Source organism: Kluyvera ascorbata, from assembly GCF_023195735.1.
GTDB lineage: Bacteria > Pseudomonadota > Gammaproteobacteria > Enterobacterales > Enterobacteriaceae > Kluyvera > Kluyvera ascorbata.
The window spans coordinates 3,401,334-3,420,170 of record NZ_CP096201.1; the positions used below are offsets into that span (position 1 = coordinate 3,401,334).

An 18,837-nucleotide genomic window follows, 5' to 3' on the forward strand; every position below is an offset into this window, starting at 1 on the left:
TCCCGCATGACCGTTAAAGTTATCGTCACAGATATGGACGGAACTTTTCTTAATGACGCCAAGACCTATGACCGTTCACGGTTTCTGGCGCAGTTTGAACAGCTTCAACAGCGTGGCATCGAATTCGTCGTTGCCAGCGGCAACCAGTATTACCAGCTGATTACCTTCTTCCCTGAAATCCGCGATCGCATCTCTTTTGTCGCCGAAAACGGCGCGCTGGTGTACGAACACGGGCAACAGCTTTTCCACGGTGAGCTGACAAAGCATGAGTATCAGGTGGTGATTGGTGAACTGCTGAAAGACCCGCAGATGTACTTCGTCGCCTGCGGTCTGGAGAGCGCTTACATCAGCGAAAGCGCCCCGGATGCCCTGGTCGAACTGATGTCCAAACACTACTACCGCTTAAAGCGCGTGGCGAACTTCCACGACGTCGACGACAAGATGTTCAAATTCTCGCTGAACCTGCCGGACAGCGATATTCCTGAACTAATTGATAAGCTGCACGTCTCTCTCGACGGCATTATGAAACCCGTCACCAGCGGCTTCGGCTTTGTCGATCTCATTATTCCAGGCCTGCACAAAGCCAACGGTATCAGCCGTCTGCTGAAACGCTGGCAGCTTTCGCCGCAACAGTGCGTGGCGATTGGCGACAGCGGCAATGACGCCGAAATGCTGAAGCTTGTGAAGTACGCCTTCGCCATGGGCAACGCGGGCGAGAACATAAAAGCCATCGCCGACTACCAGACCGACGATAACAACCACGACGGCGCGCTGAATGTGATTCAGGCCGTGCTGGACGGCTCCGCACCTTTCTCTTCCTGAAGGTAGCCCGGACAAGGCGCAGCGCGCCGACTCCGGGGTCTCTCCTGACTGACTATTCTTGTGCCTTCCCGGCGTCGCTGCGCTCGGCCGGGCTACTGCTCCCCTTCGTGATTTAATGCAAGAATTTAAACTTGCATTAACTTTATTTTAACTTAAAGTATCACCTGTAATGCATTTTACTTTCGAACGAAAGATTGCGAGGTTGATATGACGATGACATTTACCCACGAAACGCTGCCCGCTGACCCGAAAGCGGCGATTCGCCAGATGAAGCAGGCGCTGCGCGCACAGATTGGCGATGTGCAGGCGGTATTTGACCGTCTGAGCGCCACCATTGAAGCCCGCGTGGCAGAAATTAACGCGCTGAAAGCTGAGGGTCAGCCAGTATGGCCGGAGATCCCATATGCAGAGCTTGCCGCCGGGAAAATCACGGACGCGACTCGCGCTGAAGTGAAACGCCGCGGCTGCGCGGTGATTAAAGGTCATTTCCCTCGCGAACAGGCGCTGGCCTGGGATCGTTCGATGCTCGACTATCTCGACCTCAACCGCTTTGACGACGTCTACAAAGGGCCAGGCGACACCTTCTTCGGGTCGCTTGATGCATCACGCCCGGAAATTTATCCCATCTACTGGTCACAGGCGCAAATGCAGGCTCGCCAGAGTCCGGAAATGGCGAAGGCACAGTCGTTCCTGAACCACCTGTGGCAGGTTTCAAGCGAAGGTAAGCAGTGGTTTAACCCGGATATCAGCGTTATCTACCCGGACCGTATTCGCCGCCGCCCACCGGGCACCACGTCAAAAGGTTTGGGTGCGCATACCGACTCCGGTGCGCTGGAGCGCTGGCTGCTACCGGCCTACCAGCAGGTGTTTGCCAACGTGTTTAACGGCAATATTGAACAGTACGATCCGTGGAACGCCACGCACCGCACCGATGTGGAAGAGTACACCGTGGATAACACCACCAAATGCTCGGTATTCCGCACCTTCCAGGGCTGGACGGCGCTCTCCGATATGATTCCCGATCAGGGATTGCTGCACGTGGTGCCGATTCCCGAAGCGATGGCCTACGTACTGCTGCGTCCGCTGCTTGATGACGTTCCGGACGACGAACTGTGCGGCGTCGCGCCGGGCAAAGTACTGCCGATTTCCGAGAAGTGGCACCCGCTGTTAATCAGCGCGCTGACCGCCATTCCCGCCATTGAGGCCGGGGATTCAGTATGGTGGCACTGCGACGTAATTCACTCGGTGGCACCGGTCGAAAATCAGCAAGGCTGGGGTAACGTGATGTATATTCCGGCAGCACCGATGTGCGCGAAAAACCTCGCCTACGCCCATAAGGTGAAGGCCGCACTCGAGCGCGGCGCCTCGCCGGGCGATTTCCCGCGTGAAGACTACGAAGCCGACTGGCAAGGGCGTTTCACCCTCGCCGACCTCAACATTCACGGCAAGCGCGCGCTCGGTATCGACGGCTGATTGTCGTATAGCCCTTCCCGCTCCACGGCGGTGTGCCCTTTTCCGGGGCGCACCCGTCTGACCGATTCCCGCACCGCCAGCCGCCCATGCAGCAGCAGCGAGCCGACCGGCGCATCCGGGCGAATTAACCGCTGTTGCAGCATCTGCACCGCCTCAACACCCAGCTCATCGCGCGGGACGTGAACCGCCGTTAGCGGGACATCTTCAATCGCCGCCAGGTTAAAACCGTCGATGCTCATTACCGAAACGTCCTGCGGCACGCGCAGCCCGCGCTGGCGCAGCGCGTTGATGGTGCCTGCCGCCATAAAATCACCACCGACCAGGAACGCCGTCGGCATCGGGCGGCTACCCAATGCGTCAAGCCACGCCCCCACTTTCTCTTCCGCCCCTTTGGCGCTAAAGCTGCCAATATTGAGCAAATCACGCTCGTGTTGAAAAACGAGATTGTGCTGCCGCCACGACTCTTTAATGCCCGCCAGCCGCTGCTCCATGGTGTAGCGGCGCAAACACATCACGTTCATCACTTCGCGGTGGCCCATTTCAAACAGATAACGGGCGGCAAATGCGCCGATCGTACGGTGATCCGGCGCGATGGCAGGCAGTCGCATGCGATCGTCGCGGCAGTTGATCAGCACGCAGGGCTTGCCGAGATCGGCCGCCAGATCGTGAATATGGGGATCGTCAATGCCCAGCAAAACGGCGGCCTGCGTCTCCATTTCATTCATGCGCGAGAGAAATAACGCGGGATCGCTGTCATTTTCCTCCAGCGGACAATAGCGCAGACGGACTTCGTGCGGTGCCAGCGCCTTGCTGATGCTCTGAATCACGCGGTAGTAAAAGATATCCGAGCGTTCATCAAACGCCCGCGGCGGCGCGAAGATTATCAGGTTGTTCAACAGCATGCGGCCTGCTGCCATGCCGTCCATTACCCCCAGCTCACGGGCGCAAGCCAGCACCTTTTCTCGGGCGCGGTCGCTGGTGTTGGCCTTCCCTGCCAATACCCGCGAAACGGTGCTGGCGGAGAGCCCGGTTCGCGCGGCAATTTCCGCGATTTTTAGCTTCTTTTCCATTATGTGATCCGCCTCTAATTCAGAAATGAAAAAATTTTCATGACATAAAAACCGCATGCTGATGGGCTTTGAATGCTTGTACGTAATCTATATCAACCAGTTATGAAAAAACGTGCACAAAACCCGCTTTCCCTCGCTTTTATTGTCTCCTACTGTGAATTGGTAGAACAACTTCCATACAAGAACGGTGGAAGTGAACAAAAACAAAAATGATAACAATCAAAACGTTAATAAAAGTGGTGTGACAACTCTCCCACGCAGTTGGCGCATCGTCCCCTACATCATCCTGTGGAGAACCCTATGAGCCAGGGTATCAATAATGATATGGCCGTCAGCAAAACGCGCCGCGTAGTGAAAAACCTGCGCTGGTGGATGCTGGTCCTCTTTTTACTCGGCGTGACCGTGAACTACATCACCCGTAACTCGCTGGGCATTCTGGCCCCAGAGCTGAAAACCAGCCTTGGGATCACCACCGAACAGTATTCGTGGATAGTCGGGGCATTCCAGATTGCCTACACCCTGTTCCAGCCGCTGTGCGGATGGTTGATTGATGTGATTGGCCTCAAGCTGGGCTTTATGATTTGCGCCAGCCTGTGGGCACTGGCCTGTCTGCTGCATGCGGGGGCCGGAAACTGGATACATCTGGCGATGCTGCGCTTCTTTATGGGCGGCGCGGAAGCAGCGGCAACCCCGGCAAACGCCAAAACGATTGGCGAATGGTTCCCGAAATCCGAGCGCCCGGTAGCGGCAGGATGGGCGGGCGTAGGCTTTTCTATCGGCGCAATGCTGGCACCGCCGATCATCTACTTTGCTCACACCTCTTTCGGCTGGCAGGGCGCATTTATGTTTACCGGCCTGCTGGCGCTGGCCTGGGTCGTGCTGTGGTGGGCGTTTTACCATAACCCGGACAAACACCCGAACCTGGGCAAGGCCGAGCTGGACTATATCCGCCAGGATAACGAAGCGCCGCCGGTCAAGCTGCCGTTCCTCACTGCGCTGAAAACCGTCGGCAAAAACAAACGCTTCTATGGCATCGCGATCCCGGCATTTATGGCGGAACCGGCCTGGGCCGTATTCAGCTTCTGGATGCCGCTCTACTTCGCCAAGCAGTACAACATGGATCTCAAGCAGATCGCCCTGTTCGCCTGGCTGCCTTTCCTCGCCGCCGATCTCGGTAGCGTCGCCAGCGGTTACTTAACCCGCCTGTATGTGCGTCTGTTTGGCTGCTCACGCGTTAACTCCACCGTGGCAAGCTCCGTGACCGGCGCGTTCCTGATGGTCTCACTCGCCGTGGTCGCGCTCACTAAAGATCCTATCGTCGCCGTGGTGCTGATGTCGATTGGCGGTTTCGGCCACCAGATTATCTCCTGCATGCTGAGCGCGCTGGTGGTGGAGTCTTTCGATAAAGGCCAGATGGCGACCGTGAACGGTATGCGTGGCTCCGCCGCGTGGATCGCGAGCTTCATCTTTTCCCTGATTATCGGGGTGACCGCCGACAAAATCGGCTTCAACCCGCTGTTTATCGCCATGGGTTTCTTCGACCTGATTGGCGCCATCTTCCTGGTTTCTTTTATTGCTGAACGTCGCGCAAAACGCGCCTGAGAGTGGATGTAGACATGAAAACGCTGAAAAACTGGACCCTGCAAAAACAGTCAACCCATCACGTCGAGCTGCTGGTCGACAGCCAGCACACGCTGTGCCTGTACGTGCTGGAAGAAAATCTGTTCCGCGTACTGTTAAAACGCAAAGGCGAGCTGGCGCTGGATCGCACCTGGAGTATCGCCCCATCGCAGGATGTGCCGTGGGAAGGGCGTGACCGTGAGGATCTCAGCGGCTTTACCCTGCCGGCCTGGACGCTGAGCCAGCAGGACAACACCATAACGGTGACGACCGACTCCCTACGCGCCACTGTCCACCAGCCGCTGTGGATCGAATGGCACTACCGTAACGCCGAGGGCGAATGGCAGCCGCTGGTAAACGATCGCCCGACCAGCGCCTATCTAGTCAATGCCCACGGCGACGGCGTGGCGCACTATCAGAGCCGCCGTAAAGATGAGCGTTTTTATGGCCTTGGCGATAAAGCCGGGGATTTACAGCGTGGCGGCAAGCGTTATGAAATGCGCAACCTCGACGCAATGGGTTACAACGCGGTCAGCACTGACCCGCTGTACAAACATATTCCGTTTACCATCACCCGCCGCGACGACGTGAGCTTCGGGCTGTTTTACGACAACCTCAGCAGCTGCTGGCTGGATCTCGGTAACGAAATTGATAACTATCACACCGCTTACCGCCGCTGGCAGGCCGAAGCCGGGGATATCGATTACTACCTGTTTACCGGCGAACGCGTGCTCGACGTGACCAAAGCCTTTGTTCGCTTGACCGGTAAAACGCTGTTCGGACCGAAATGGAGCCTCGGCTACAGCGGTTCCACCATGCATTACACCGACGCGCCGGATGCGCAGAATCAGCTGATGAACTTTATTCGCCTATGCGATGAGCATGCCATTCCGTGCGACTCGTTCCAGCTCTCTTCCGGCTACACCTCGATTAACGGCAAGCGCTATGTGTTCAACTGGAACTACGACAAAGTGCCGCAGCCGAAGGTGATGAGCCAGGCATTCCACGATGCCGGTCTGCATCTGGCGGCGAACATTAAGCCGTGCCTGTTGCAGGATCACCCGCGTTACGGCGAGGTGGCGGAACAGGCGCTGTTTATTCGCGATTCCGAAAGCGACGGCCCGGAGCGCTCCAGCTTCTGGGATGATGAAGGTTCACATCTCGACTTCACCAACCCGCAGACCGTGGCCTGGTGGCAGAACGGCGTTACCGGTCAGCTGCTGGAGATGGGCATAGATTCGACCTGGAACGATAACAACGAGTTTGAAGTCTGGGACGGCGAAGCGCGCTGCCACGGCTTTGGCAAAGAGATTGCCATCAAGCATATTCGCCCGGTGATGCCGCTGCTGATGATTCGCGCCTCAATGGAAGCCCAACAACGCTTTGCGCCGAACAAGCGTCCGTACCTGATTTCCCGTTCCGGCTGCGCCGGGATGCAGCGCTACGTGCAGACCTGGAGCGGCGATAACCGCACCAACTGGGATACCCTGCGCTACAACACCCGCATGGGGCTGGGCATGAGCCTGTCTGGCCTCTACAACCTCGGGCATGACGTTGGCGGCTTCTCCGGCGATAAACCGGACCCGGAACTGTTCGTGCGCTGGGTACAAAACGGCGTAATGCACCCGCGCTTTACTATCCACTCCTGGAACGATGACCATACCGTCAACGAACCGTGGATGTACCCGGCCATTACGCCAGCCATTCGCAGCGCGATTGAACTGCGTTACCGCCTGCTGCCGTATTTCTACACGCTGCTGTGGCAAGCGCACGCCGACGATGAACCTATGCTGCGCCCAACGTTCCTCGACCACGAGCACGATGAACAGACCTTTGCGGAGTGCGACGATTTCCTGCTCGGCCGCGATATTCTGGTCGCAAGCGTAGTGGAAGAAGGCGAGCGCGAGCGCCGCGTCTGGCTGCCGGATAACGAGGCTGGCTGGTACGATTTTTACACCAGTGAGTGGTTCAGCGGCGGCCAATGGATAACTCTCGACGCACCGCTAGAGAAGCTACCGCTGCTGGTTCGCGCCGGGGCCGGTATTCCAATGAGCGAGCGCATTACCTTTGTGAACGCCGCCGAGGATACGCAGCGCGAGCTCAAGCTGTACCCGCGGAAAGGTATGGGCAGCACGTCTGGCCTGCTGTTTGAAGATGACGGTGAGTCGTGGGGATACCAGCAGGGCAACGCGCTGTGGCTGGAATGGGAGATGGTCTGTACCGGCAGTACCATTGACCTGAAGGTCAACGCGCGCGGCGATTATCGTCCAGCGTGGAAGGCGCTGAAGGTAACGCTGCCTGACGGGGAAAAACGTCAGCTACTGATTAACGGCGTCGCCGCTGAAGAGTGGATAACCCGCTGATTGTTTTCCATTGGTAACAAAGCACGCCATGAGTGTAACCGCTCATGGCGTTTTTTTTGTGCTCACTATACCTTCAGAATGCCCTCTCAATTTGCGGACCCAAAAGTATGAAAATAGTGACCACGATGGCAATGGCATTACTGCTCAGCTCTACCAGCGCATTGGCCTTCCAGGAGCGCCCTTTGCAGGAAACCGCTGCGCAAAATCCTCAAACGAAAACCACGGCACTGAGTCGTTTCTCTGACGACGACAACGATGGTTCTATCGCACAGGCATACGGCCCGGCGACGTTCAGCAGCCCCTCTGACGCCAGCAACGGTTTTCCTCTACCGGTAATACATCACCACCGATAATCGCTCAACGCCGGGCAGCCGTTTACCCTGTCCGGCTTGTTTAAACCTACCAGCCCAAACGGCGTGTCTTTCACGCCGCCGCAATCAAAAAACCAATCAGCACACCGTACAAAACGACATTGACCACCAGCAGCATAATGATCATCAGCATCTGCTCCGTTCAAGGGTTGAGCGGTAGGGTTAACTTTTGACAATGGCCAGGCGAATAAAAGTCAGCATCGCCACGCTGCACACCAGCCAGTTTCGCACCCCGGTCAGCAACGCTTTTCGCCGCCGCCAGACCTCGGTATGACTTCGTCGTCGACAGTGCGCCAGACACTCTTCAATCACGTCCTGGCGGGTGATGTTGCTAACTACCCGGGTACCAAAATGTTCCGCTTCTACGTCGTTTTCTATCCGACTCATCGTTATATAGAAAACGGGGCCGCGCTGCCGTATCTGGTAACGATAAAGGGTTCTGTCGTCCGTGCTGGAGTAAAGCATGAATTCTTGCATCGCCTCTTCCGCCATCAATGAATGTGCGGGAGTCATTTCTTCATAAAATTGTGCAGGAATTATGGTGTGGCGGGGGTTTCGAGAGATTGTTGATGAATTGTTTGTTAGCAGTTATGTCGCCAAAAACTCCCGATGGCACTCGCGCCATCGGGATGCGATACGGGATTAACCGTCGATACCTTTGCTGCGCAGGTAATCTTCGTAGTTGCCGCTGAAGTCCACCACGCGCTCTGGGGTAATTTCAATCACGCGGGTCGCCAGTGAGCTGACGAACTCACGGTCGTGGGAAACGAAGATCAGGGTGCCCTGATACATTTCCAGCGCCATGTTCAGTGATTCGATAGATTCCATATCCAGGTGGTTGGTTGGTTCATCCATCACCAGAATGTTTGGTTTCTGCATCATCAGCTTACCGAACAGCATACGGCCTTTCTCACCACCGGAGAGCACCTTCGCAGGCTTTTTGATATCGTCCTGGCTGAACAGCAGACGGCCAAGGAAGCCACGTACCACCTGCTCGTCGTCGCCTTCCTGTTTCCACTGGCTCATCCAGTCAAACACCGACAGATCGTTATCGAAATCTTCGGCGTGATCCTGCGCGTAGTAACCAATGCTAGCGTTCTCGGACCATTTCACGGTACCGCTATCCGGCGTCAGTTCGCCCACCAGAGTTTTCAGCATGGTGGATTTACCCACGCCGTTGGCACCGATAATGGCAATCTTCTCGCCGACTTCCATCATCAGGTTGAAGTTTTTAAACAGCGGGCCGTTATCAAAGCCTTTGCTCAGCGCTTCGACTTCCAGCGCGTTACGGAACAGTTTCTTCTCCTGTTCGAAACGGATGAACGGGTTCTGACGGCTGGAGGCTTTCACTTCGTCGAGCTTGATTTTGTCAATCTGACGGGCACGAGAGGTCGCCTGACGAGATTTAGAGGCGTTGGCGCTAAAGCGGCTAACGAAGGATTGCAGGTCAGCAATCTGCGCTTTTTTCTTGGCGTTGTCCGCCAGCAGACGCTCACGCGCCTGGGTCGCTGCGGTCATGTACTCGTCGTAGTTACCGGCGTACACGCGCAGTTCACCGTAGTCGAGGTCAGCCATGTGGGTGCAGACCATGTTCAGGAAGTGACGGTCGTGCGAAATGATGATCATGGTGCTGTCGCGTTCGTTCAGCGTCTGCTCCAGCCAGCGGATGGTGTCGATGTCCAGGTTGTTCGTTGGTTCGTCGAGCAGCAGGATGTCTGGGTTAGAGAACAGCGCCTGTGCCAACAGCACACGCAGTTTCCAGCCTGGCGCGACTTCGCTCATCAGACCGTAGTGCTGCTCCAGCGGAATACCCACGCCCAGCAGCAGTTCACCGGCGCGTGATTCCGCGGAGTAACCGTCCATTTCGCCGTAAAGCACTTCGAGATCGGCCACTTTGTAGCCGTCTTCTTCGCTCATTTCCGCCAGACCGTAGATACGGTCGCGCTCTTGTTTCACTTCCCACAGTTCGCCGTGGCCCATAATAACGGTGTCGAGTACGGAGTACTCTTCGAAGGCGAACTGATCCTGACGCAGCTTACCGATGCGTTCGTTCGGATCGAGGGAAACGTTGCCCAGCGTCGGCTCTAAGTCGCCGCCGAGGATTTTCATAAAGGTAGATTTGCCGCTCCCGTTTGCGCCAATCAGGCCGTAACGGTTGCCGCCGCCAAATTTGACGGAGATGTTTTCGAACAGCGGCTTACTGCCAAACTGCATGGTAACGTTGCTAGTAACTAACACGGGAGTATCCTGAAGAATGTGACAAACCGCCTATTCTGCCACAATTGAGAATAAAAAGCGCCCGCCTTCGCCAGTGACTAAACTGTAACTCAAGTGAAAAAAATGTGATTTCGTACACATCCGAATTCCCTGCGACAAGGAATGCACATATAATGCGCTCCTACCAACAGTCTGAATTCTCAAACAACCGCTGTAATGGCACTGATACCTCGCACAACATGAACATGAAATTAACTACGCTTTTCGCTGCGGCGCTTGCTGTCGTAGGCTTCTGTAATACGGCATCGGCGGTTACGTATCCGCTGCCAACCGATGGGAGCCGCATTGTCGGTCAGAATCAGGTCATCACGATCCCTGAAGACAATAAGCAACCGCTGGAATACTTCGCGGCCCAGTACCAGATGGGTCTGTCTAACATGCTGGAAGCTAACCCTGGCGTGGATACCTACCTGCCGAAAGGCGGTAGCGTGCTGAACATCCCTCAGCAGCTGATCCTGCCGGACACCGTGCATGAAGGTATCGTCATTAACAGCGCAGAAATGCGTCTGTACTACTATCCGAAAGGCACCAACACCGTGATCGTGCTGCCAATCGGTATTGGCCAGTTGGGCAAAGATACGCCTATCAGCTGGACCACCAAGGTAGAACGTAAGAAAGCGGGCCCAACCTGGACACCAACGGCGAAAATGCACGCCGAATATGCCGCAGCCGGTAACCCGCTGCCAGCCGTCGTTCCTGCTGGCCCGGATAACCCGATGGGTCTGTACGCGCTGTATATTGGCCGTCTGTACGCCATCCACGGCACCAACGCTAACTTCGGTATCGGCCTGCGCGTGAGCCACGGCTGCGTGCGTCTGCGTAACGAAGACATCAAATTCCTGTTCCAGAACGTGCCTGTTGGTACGCGCGTACAGTTCATTGATGAGCCTGTGAAAGTGACTACCGAACCAGATGGCAGCCGCTTCATGGAAGTTCACAACCCGCTGTCCACCACCGAAGCGCAGTTTGAAGGTGGCGAAACCGTACCGGTTGTGCTGACTAAAGCCGTGCAGAGCGTGACCAGCCAGCCTGACGTTGACCAGAGCATCGTTGACCAGGCGGTTAAAAACCGTTCCGGTATGCCGGTTCGTCTGAACTAATTGCCTGACATTTCCCGGTGGCGCTTCGCTTACCGGGCCTACACGAACATCGTTCGGGCGACAAAACAAAAATGGCGGGTTAATCACCCGCCATTTTTTTATCCATTATTGACTATCACGATGCCACCATGGTCGTAGCGATAGTGGCAGTGCGCGTACTCCAGCGGCGTGCCGTCATCCAGATAGATAACCTGCTCCACTTCCAGCACCGGGTCGCCGGGTTCACAGCTTAAATGCTGCTGATCGAGCGCGTCGGGTTTAATCGCCCGCACCACCCGATACGATCCCATCATCTTCAGGCCCAAATTTTCCTGCACATAGCGAAACACCGAACTTTCAAGGTGCGTTTTGCTTAACCCCGGCACCAGCGACACCGGCATCACGGTGATATCCAGCGACAGCGGTTCGCCGTTGAGCAGACGCAGGCGCACAAAATCATAGACCGGCGCATCGGCGTTAATCAGCAGTGAGGCCTGCTCTTTTTCCGTAGGAAAGCGCAGTTCAAAGCGAATCACCTGGCTTTCCACGGTGCCAAGATGTTCCCAGGTTTCCGTCGCCCCGGAGTAGTCGGTTCCGGGAACGTCCCACTGGGAGAGTTGCAGGAAATTCTTACGCACAAACGTGCCCTGCCCCTGACGGGTATACACCAGCCCTTCGACGATCAACTGGCGCATGGCCTGCTGTATCGTCATCCGGCTGGTACCAAACTCCGCTGCCAGCGCAAACTGGTCGGGTAATGGTTCAGAGGCGGAATACTGCCGACTGATAATCCGTTTTTTAATTTCCCGCGCTATCGCGATGTATTTCGCCGCCATTACCCACTCCCATTGTTACATCTCTTCGCCGTTGCTATGAATCGCTTTTTTCAGCCATTCATAGCTTTTCTTCGGTACACGCTTCAGGTCTTTCAAATCATGGTTTTCACGGTTGACGTAGACCACACCGTAACGTTTACGCATATCGCCCTGCGAGCTAAGAATATCAATCAGCCCCCAGCCGAGATAGCCAATGACCTCTGCGCCATCTTCAAACATCGCCGCTTTCATGGCGTTAATATGGTCGCGATGATAGGCAATGCGATAGTCATCCTCGATGATGTTTTCACCATCCCAGGATTCGATCACCCCAATGCCGTTCTCAATCGGGAACACCGGCAGACGCCAGTCATTGTAATAGCGCGTAATGATACTGCGAAAACCGAGCGGGTCTATCTGCCAGTTCCACTCAGTGGCTTTCAGATACGGGTTCGGCGTGTCGCCAAACAGCATATAGTTGTTCACCGCCGTGCCTTCCGGGATAGCGTCGCTGTTGAGCGTGCGGCTGGCATAGTAGCTAAAGGCCATGTAGTCGTTTTTCATGGTCGCCAGCACCGCCAAATCTTCCTCACGGTAGATGTCGTCAAAGCCGGACTGTTTAACGAAGTGCATCACTTCCGGGCTGTAGCCCTCGCCCGCAAAGGCGCGCAGCAGGTTCTGGTTGAAGAACTCATCAAGCTGCTGAGCGCAGAAGACATCGCGTGGCTTGCAGGTGGCCGGATAAACCTGGGCGTGCGCCAGCATCCCGCCCATCAGCTTGCCCGGTTTGGTGTCGTGCAGGTAGTTCGTGAGGTGAGCGTGGGCCATCATCACGTGGTGCTGAATTTCATAAAGCTCGCGCAGGGTTTTGTCGCCGCGCATATAGCCGGAGATCAGGAACGTTTCCGGCATGTGGTAGAGATTCTGCTCGTTAAATGTCAGCCACCAGGTCACCTTGTCGCCAAAGCAGTCGATCACTTTCTTACCGTAGCGGATAAACGCTTCCATCACGCGACGGTCGGTAAAGCCGTTATATTTTTCCGCCATCGCCAGCGGCATATCGAAATGGTACAGGCAGATCATGGGCTCAATGCCGCGTTCGATCAGCGCATCGATAAAACGGTCGTAAAAGGCAATGCCCTCTTCGTTGAACTCACCGTCGCCGGTTGGGCATACGCGGCTCCAGGCAATCTGGAAGCGGTAACAGTTCATGCCCAGGTCTTTCATTAAATCAAAATCTTCTTCATAGCGATGATAAGAATCTGTCGCCACCTTCCAGTCAGAGGCGAACTCTTTCGGTTCGCGAATATCGTAGACCGACATCCCCTTGCCGCCTTCATTCCAGGCGCCTTCGGTCTGCATGCTGGAAACAGAGTTGCCCCAGAGGAAGTTGGCGGGCAGTGATGGTTTCATGGTTCGGCTCCTATATGACTAGTCATTTAAATTTCATGACTAGTCATATAACGCAAAGACGAAAAAGTGCGCAAGCCTGAAGATCGTTTTTTGTGAGTCGGAGAGGGTTTTTCCCGGCCAAGCGTAGCGCCGCCGGGAGAAAGATCAGCGGAGGATCAACAGCAGCCCGTACCCCACCGCCGCTGCCCACAGCAGCATCGGAATAGAGTACAGATGGAAGCGCCACCAGATACGTCGGTCCGCCGCCATGCGCAGGGCAATCAGGTTTGCCAGCGAGCCGGGCAGCAGTCCGAAGCCACCCACGTTTACCGCCCATGCCAGCAGCAGCGACGGCGGCACGTAGTTGAGCAGGAGAATGGTCGATGGAACGTTACTGATGACCTGCGAAAGCCCAATCGCCGTCAGCCACAACGGCGCGTCAGAGAGCCCACTCACCCCGCTTAATACCTGATGCAGCGCCGGAAGCTGGGTAAGCAAATGGACATCGATAAACATCGCCATAAACACCAGCAGCAACGTCCAGTCCACGCCGAAAACCACGCGCCTTGCCAGCAGCAGAAAACCAACGGCGACAATCACCAGGCCCCAAAGCTCCTGCTTCATCTCGAGCGCGGTGAGAAAGACGAGGTAGAACGCCAGACAGCTCCACACCAGACGCGGCTGCCAGGACGGCGTGATATCACTGCTTTGAAACTGTAACTTTTTCGCCGGAAAGCAAAACCAGCACAGCACCAGCAGCGTGACCATCATCGCCAGCGCCAAAGGCAACATTTGCAAGGTAAACGCCGGAAATGAGAGGCCCGAGCGCCCCCATAGCAAAATGTTCTGCGGGTTGCCGATAGGCGTTAACAGCGACCCGGCGTTGACCGCCAGCGCCTCGAAAATAATCAGCCGGTTAATCGGCAACGCGCACCATTTTTTCAGCGTTAAGGTCAGCGGCACCACGATAAACAGCGCCACGTCGTTGGTCAGAAACGTTGAGAGCAGCGCTGCCGCCAGCACCATAAACAGCGCTAGCTGCCGCTCGGTGGCAAAGCGGCGCGCCATTTTGCGCCCAAGGACATCAAAATAGCCGCTCTGCTCTACCCCTTTGGTAAGTAGCATCAGGCCGCTCAGGGTAATGATGGTGTGCCAGTCAATCGCCGCAGGCCAGCTTGACGGCATGAAGGGAACGAAAAAGCTCAGCAGAACGCCGACGATAATCAGCAGGTGCAAAAAACGGTCGCGAGCCAGCGACCGTATAAAAGGGAGGTTCATTCAGCGTGTTGCCCGTGCTTCTGGGTAAACTGGCGGAACATATCGAGCGTCTCTTCGCTGACGTGATGCTCAATGCCCTCCGCGTCGCGACGGGCAGTATCGGCGCTGACGCCCAGCACCAGCAGAAAGTTTTCCACCACCTGATGACGCTCGCGGCTCTCCTGCGCCAGCTTTTCCCCTTCCGGCGTCAGAAACACCCCGCGCCATGGAATCTGTTCAATCAGCCCTACACCCGCCAGACGCTTGAGCATTTTGGCGACCGTTGGCTGCGATACGCCAAGGCGAGCGGCCATGTCCACCTGTCGCGCTTCCCCTACTTCACGGATCAAATCAGAAATCAGCTCAACATAGTCGTCAATCAGCTCCCGACGATGCGCTTCCCGCACCTGACGGAACCCTTCGACGTGTTCCTCAACGTTCACCAGCTGCGTCGCTTTTTTTGTTGTTGGCGTACCTGCGCGGCGGCTCATAGCACTTCCTCATCTGTGTGACGCCTGAACGCGTCATATCAAGTGAGTCCATTGTAATGGATTGTGACCCGAGTACAAAAAATTAACGTTTTAGCCATAGCTATAAAATATAGCCTGTGCTATATCTGTACGTAATGCAAACGCTCATCACGGAAAGACGAGTCAAATCGCAGGAGGAACCATGAACGAATTCAAGAGGTGTATCAGCGTGTTTAGTCACTCTCCTTTTAAAGTCCGGTTAATGTTGATTGGTATGATTTGCGACCTGTTCAACAACAAACCGCAACAGGACACTCCGTCCCGCTAAGCGGCGAGCGCATCGCCGCTTCATTTTTCCGTCACAATTCGGTGGCAGACTGGCTTTTTGCCTCCAAAAACCCCGACTATTTTCTGGTTTTGCAATCTCCCTCCCAAAACAATTCGTTATGAGTAGTTGACCCAACTATACACACGCTTTATCTTCTTGCAGCCCCGACCTCTGCAACACCTTTTCTCGCACTGTCTGGCCAATAAATACCCCTTGACGCCAGGGGATGCGCATGGCGTTTTTATAGTTGCTATCTATGAACCTGACCCTGAAAGAAACCCTCGCTGCGCGTGGGCTTGCCCTGAGCCCATGGACGGGATTTTATTTTTTACAATCGATCCTGATTAACCTGGCGTTGGGTTATCCGTTTAGCCTGCTGTATGCGGTGGCGTTTACCGGCGTGCTGCACCTGCTATGGCGCACCTTGCCAAAAGCGCAGAAGGTCATTCTGGGGGTTTATTCTCTGGTAGGCGCACTCTATTTCCCGTTCAGCCAGGCCTACGGCGCACCGAACTTCAACACCCTGCTGGCGCTTCACTCGACCAACGTCGAAGAGTCGACGGAAATCTTCACCATCTTCCCGTGGTATAGCTACCTGGTTGGCCTGTTTATTTTCGTGCTCGGCGTGATTGCCGTACGTCGTAAAGAAACAGAAATCGGGCGCTGGGGCGTGATGGAAACACTGTGTCTGCTGTTCTGCATCGGCGTCTTCTTCGTTCAGCCGATTCAAAACAAGATTGATGGTTGGGGATTTAAACTTAGAGATAGCGGCTACCCGGCTTTCCGCTTCGTCAAAGACATCATCGTTAACAACAACGAGGTCATTGACGAGCAGCAGCGTATGGCTGAGCTTTCCAATATGAAAGACACCTGGAACGTGCTCGCCGTGAAGCCAAAATATCACACCTATGTGGTGGTGATTGGTGAAAGCGCACGCCGTGACGCGCTGGGTGCATTTGGTGGACACTGGGACAATACCCCGTTCGCCAGCTCGGTCAATGGCAATTTGTTCACCAACTACGTTGCCGCCAGCGGTTCCACGCAAAAATCGCTGGGGCTGACCCTGAACCGCGTGGTCGACGGTAAACCACTGTATCAGGATAACTTCGTCACTCTCGCCAACCGCGCGGGGTTCCAGACCTGGTGGTTCTCAAACCAGGGGCAAATTGGCGAGTACGATACCGCCATTGCCAGTATCGCCAAGCGCGCCGATGAAGTGCACTTCCTGAAAAGCGGTGATTTCGAAGCGGACAAAAACACCCGCGACGAGGCGCTGCTGAAAATGACCGCCCAGGTACTTTCTACCGCCCGCAGCCAGCCACAGCTGATTGTGCTGCACCTGATGGGTTCACACCCGCAGGCCTGCGACCGCACCCAGGGCAAATATGCCCAGTTCGTGCAGTCCAAAGAGACATCATGCTATCTCTACAGCATGACGCAAACCGACAGCCTGCTCAGCCAGCTTTACGACCAGCTGCGCCGGAATACCGATAGCTTCTCGATGGTCTATTTCTCCGATCACGGTCTGGCTTTTAAAGAGCGTGGAAAAGCGGTGCAGTATCTGGCGCACGATGATAAATACCAGCAGAACTTCCAGGTGCCGTTTATGGTGCTATCCAGCGATGATAAAAAGCACAACATCATCAAGGCGCGTCGTTCTGCCAACGACTTCCTGAGCTTCTTCTCCCAGTGGACCGGGATCCAGACGCAGGAGATCGTACCTAAGTACCGCTTTATCTCGTCGCAAAAAGCCGGGAAGGTCTTTATCACCAACTTCCAGTTACAAAAAGTGGATTACGATTCGCTGAAAACGGATCTGTTTGATCCCAAAAGCTAACTTTCCCCTGTCGCACGCCGGATATCCGTTTACCTCTTAATCAGGTAGACGGATAGCAAACCCGCCTAACGTTGCATTACTATACTCATCTCAAGACCTCTCACCACGAGCATGATGATGATTGCACAACGTCTTACCCGTGACTGGCGTATTCCCACCGCAGGGCTATTACTACTGCTTCTGCTCGCCACCGCGTTCAGCTTACATACCCACTGGAACGCCTTTATCCAGTGGTGCCTGGCGACGCAAATCACTCTACACCGTTATCTGGTGATGTACCTGCTGCAGTTAAACAACCACGAATACAGCGGCGGTCTTTGGTTACTCACCGGCGCATTTTTCTACGGCGTACTGCATGCCATTGGGCCCGGGCATGGCAAATTTATCGTCACCACCTATCTCAGCACCAACAAAGAGAGCCTTCTGGCCGCACGCGTGGTGCCGTTTATCGGTAGCCTGATGCAGGGCATTAGCGCCATTCTTTTTGTTTTTATTCTGGCCGTCGGCTTCAATCTGGCCTCAGGCGATCTCAGTACCAGCCGCTGGTACGTCGAGAAAATCAGCGCGGTGATGATTGGCGCATTCGGGCTGTTTGTTATCTATCAGACGCTGAAAAGCCTGCGTCCGCGTAAACTCGCTATCTCATCGCTCAAACCGCTGCACCAACACGACGAACAGTGCGGCTGCGGAAATCATGGCGTAGGTGCTACGCTTGCTGAAAGTGATTGGAAAACGCGGCTGGGCGTAATTCTGGCAATTGGTGCCCGGCCGTGCAGCGGCGCGATTATGATTCTGATGTTTGCCAACGCGCTCGGTATCGTCAGTTGGGGGATTGCAGCGGTAATGACAATGGCGCTTGGTACCGCCCTGTCGATTCTTGGGCTATCGCTCGCCGTACGCTACGCGCGTGAACGGACGGTCGCCTTTTTTGGCGGCGCGGGAAAACACGGATGGGTGATGCCGGCGGTCAAAATTGCCGGAGGAGTGATGCTGGTGCTTTTTGCTACCGTCCTGTTTTTGACGGTGATTCCGATCAGCGCTAACGGCGACTACATCGCAGCAGGCTGTTAATTCACGAAAAATAAGCATTAAAAAAGGGGTCATCAAGACCCCTTTTTATATCACCGAAGTGATTAGAAGCGGTAACCTGCACCGACGATCCAGGTACCAACGTCAACGCTACGAATACGAGACTGCTCGTAGGATACGTCCAGAGCTACGTTCTCGATTGGGTTGAACTGCAGACCTGCACCGTAGGAGAAACCGTAGTCGCTGGTGCTGTTGGTTTCAGGGAATTGGTTACCCTGTGCTTTACCATAGCCCAGACCAACTACGCCGTAGATGCTAGCCCAGTCGTTGATGCGGTAAGCAGGACCAGCAGTGATGCCGTAGTACTGACCTTTGGTGTACACGCCGTTCTGGGTGTCACTTTTTTCAGTGTAGGTGAAGGAGCTGATCACACCCAGTGGGCTGTTGTCTGCTTCGTAGCGGTATTTCAAGTTGAAACCGCCCGCTTTGTTAGCAACGCCCTGCATATCGCTCTGAGCGTAACCACCAGTAACGGTAGAAGTTGCAGCTACAGCAGTACCTGCGGAGATAGCCAGTACAGCGGCCAGTGCTGAAAGACATGCGATTTTTTTCATAATAACCACCTCAAATGTGC

At 55.2% G+C, this 18,837-nt stretch carries 17 protein-coding genes; 9 read left to right on the plus strand and 8 right to left on the minus strand.

The annotated features are described in order from the left end of the window. Nucleotides 1-6 precede the first annotated feature (6 nt). Nucleotides 7-822 carry a Cof-type HAD-IIB family hydrolase gene (locus tag MY052_RS16245; protein WP_202216176.1) on the plus strand — a complete coding sequence of 272 codons (816 nt, stop codon included), beginning with the start codon at nucleotides 7-9 and terminating at the stop codon, nucleotides 820-822. 207 nt (nucleotides 823-1,029) lie between these two features. Then, a complete protein-coding gene (locus tag MY052_RS16250) occupies nucleotides 1,030-2,295 on the plus strand; it encodes a DUF1479 domain-containing protein (protein WP_248537419.1) in 1,266 nt (421 codons plus the stop codon). On the opposite strand, the gene MY052_RS16255 is transcribed toward MY052_RS16250, so the two are convergent. After that, a complete protein-coding gene (locus tag MY052_RS16255; protein ID WP_202216178.1) occupies nucleotides 2,262-3,422 on the minus strand; it encodes a LacI family DNA-binding transcriptional regulator in 1,161 nt (386 codons plus the stop codon). The two genes, MY052_RS16250 and MY052_RS16255, sit on opposite strands and share 34 nt — an antisense overlap. A 243-nt stretch (nucleotides 3,423-3,665) precedes the next feature. On the opposite strand from MY052_RS16255, the gene MY052_RS16260 reads away from it, so the two are divergent. From MY052_RS16260 to MY052_RS16270, 3 genes are all read left to right on the plus strand, one after another. Continuing rightward, complete coding sequence (locus MY052_RS16260) at nucleotides 3,666-4,967, plus strand: MFS transporter (RefSeq protein WP_248537420.1); 1,302 nt, start codon at nucleotides 3,666-3,668, stop codon at nucleotides 4,965-4,967. 14 nt (nucleotides 4,968-4,981) lie between these two features. Then, nucleotides 4,982-7,348: a glycoside hydrolase family 31 protein gene (locus MY052_RS16265; protein WP_248537421.1), complete on the plus strand. Its 2,367-nt coding sequence runs from the start codon at nucleotides 4,982-4,984 to the stop codon at nucleotides 7,346-7,348. A 107-nt stretch (nucleotides 7,349-7,455) separates the two neighbouring features. Next, complete coding sequence (locus MY052_RS16270; RefSeq protein ID WP_248537422.1) at nucleotides 7,456-7,701, plus strand: hypothetical protein; 246 nt, start codon at nucleotides 7,456-7,458, stop codon at nucleotides 7,699-7,701. Between the two features lie 180 nt (nucleotides 7,702-7,881). Here MY052_RS16270 and MY052_RS16275 read toward each other — a convergent pair whose 3' ends face one another. Together MY052_RS16275 and MY052_RS16280 are read right to left on the minus strand one after the other, a co-directional pair. Further along, nucleotides 7,882-8,196, minus strand: coding sequence for a hypothetical protein (locus MY052_RS16275; protein WP_202216182.1), 315 nt, complete (start codon nucleotides 8,194-8,196; stop codon nucleotides 7,882-7,884). 165 nt (nucleotides 8,197-8,361) lie between these two features. Continuing rightward, nucleotides 8,362-9,957 (minus strand): ABC-F family ATPase, encoded by a 1,596-nt coding sequence (locus tag MY052_RS16280; RefSeq protein ID WP_035892284.1) that lies wholly within the window; start codon nucleotides 9,955-9,957, stop codon nucleotides 8,362-8,364. 218 nt (nucleotides 9,958-10,175) lie between these two features. Between MY052_RS16280 and ldtB the strand changes: the two genes are divergently transcribed. Beyond that, nucleotides 10,176-11,096 (plus strand): L,D-transpeptidase, encoded by a 921-nt coding sequence (ldtB, locus tag MY052_RS16285; RefSeq protein WP_035892291.1) that lies wholly within the window; start codon nucleotides 10,176-10,178, stop codon nucleotides 11,094-11,096. A 98-nt stretch (nucleotides 11,097-11,194) separates the two neighbouring features. On the opposite strand, the gene MY052_RS16290 is transcribed toward ldtB, so the two are convergent. The 4 genes from MY052_RS16290 to mntR form a co-directional block, all read right to left on the minus strand. Continuing rightward, on the minus strand, nucleotides 11,195-11,911 hold the full coding sequence (locus MY052_RS16290; RefSeq protein WP_035892283.1) for a GntR family transcriptional regulator: 717 nt from the start codon (nucleotides 11,909-11,911) through the stop codon (nucleotides 11,195-11,197). 15 nt (nucleotides 11,912-11,926) lie between these two features. Next, a complete protein-coding gene (locus MY052_RS16295) occupies nucleotides 11,927-13,303 on the minus strand; it encodes a glycoside hydrolase family 1 protein (RefSeq protein ID WP_123651371.1) in 1,377 nt (458 codons plus the stop codon). A gap of 144 nt (nucleotides 13,304-13,447) precedes the next feature. Then, the gene (locus tag MY052_RS16300) at nucleotides 13,448-14,560 is read right to left on the minus strand and encodes an anion transporter (protein ID WP_248537423.1); all 1,113 of its coding nucleotides are present in this window, start codon (nucleotides 14,558-14,560) and stop codon (nucleotides 13,448-13,450) included. Beyond that, a complete protein-coding gene (mntR, locus tag MY052_RS16305; protein ID WP_035892280.1) occupies nucleotides 14,557-15,030 on the minus strand; it encodes a manganese-binding transcriptional regulator MntR in 474 nt (157 codons plus the stop codon). The genes MY052_RS16300 and mntR overlap by 4 nt, the downstream gene beginning before the upstream one ends. 181 nt (nucleotides 15,031-15,211) lie before the next feature. On the opposite strand from mntR, the gene mntS reads away from it, so the two are divergent. The 3 genes from mntS to MY052_RS16320 all read left to right on the plus strand — a co-directional run bounded on the left by mntS (nucleotide 15,212) and on the right by MY052_RS16320 (nucleotide 18,245). After that, entirely contained in the window at nucleotides 15,212-15,337 is a 126-nt protein-coding gene (gene mntS, locus MY052_RS16310) for a manganase accumulation protein MntS (RefSeq protein WP_035892278.1), read from the plus strand. A gap of 256 nt (nucleotides 15,338-15,593) precedes the next feature. Further along, nucleotides 15,594-17,174 (plus strand): phosphoethanolamine transferase, encoded by a 1,581-nt coding sequence (locus MY052_RS16315; protein WP_202216185.1) that lies wholly within the window; start codon nucleotides 15,594-15,596, stop codon nucleotides 17,172-17,174. A 117-nt stretch (nucleotides 17,175-17,291) separates the two neighbouring features. Continuing rightward, on the plus strand, nucleotides 17,292-18,245 hold the full coding sequence (locus MY052_RS16320; RefSeq protein ID WP_202218147.1) for a nickel/cobalt transporter: 954 nt from the start codon (nucleotides 17,292-17,294) through the stop codon (nucleotides 18,243-18,245). Between the two features lie 62 nt (nucleotides 18,246-18,307). On the opposite strand, the gene ompX is transcribed toward MY052_RS16320, so the two are convergent. Then, on the minus strand, nucleotides 18,308-18,817 hold the full coding sequence (ompX, locus tag MY052_RS16325) for an outer membrane protein OmpX (protein ID WP_123651374.1): 510 nt from the start codon (nucleotides 18,815-18,817) through the stop codon (nucleotides 18,308-18,310). Nucleotides 18,818-18,837 lie beyond the last annotated feature (20 nt).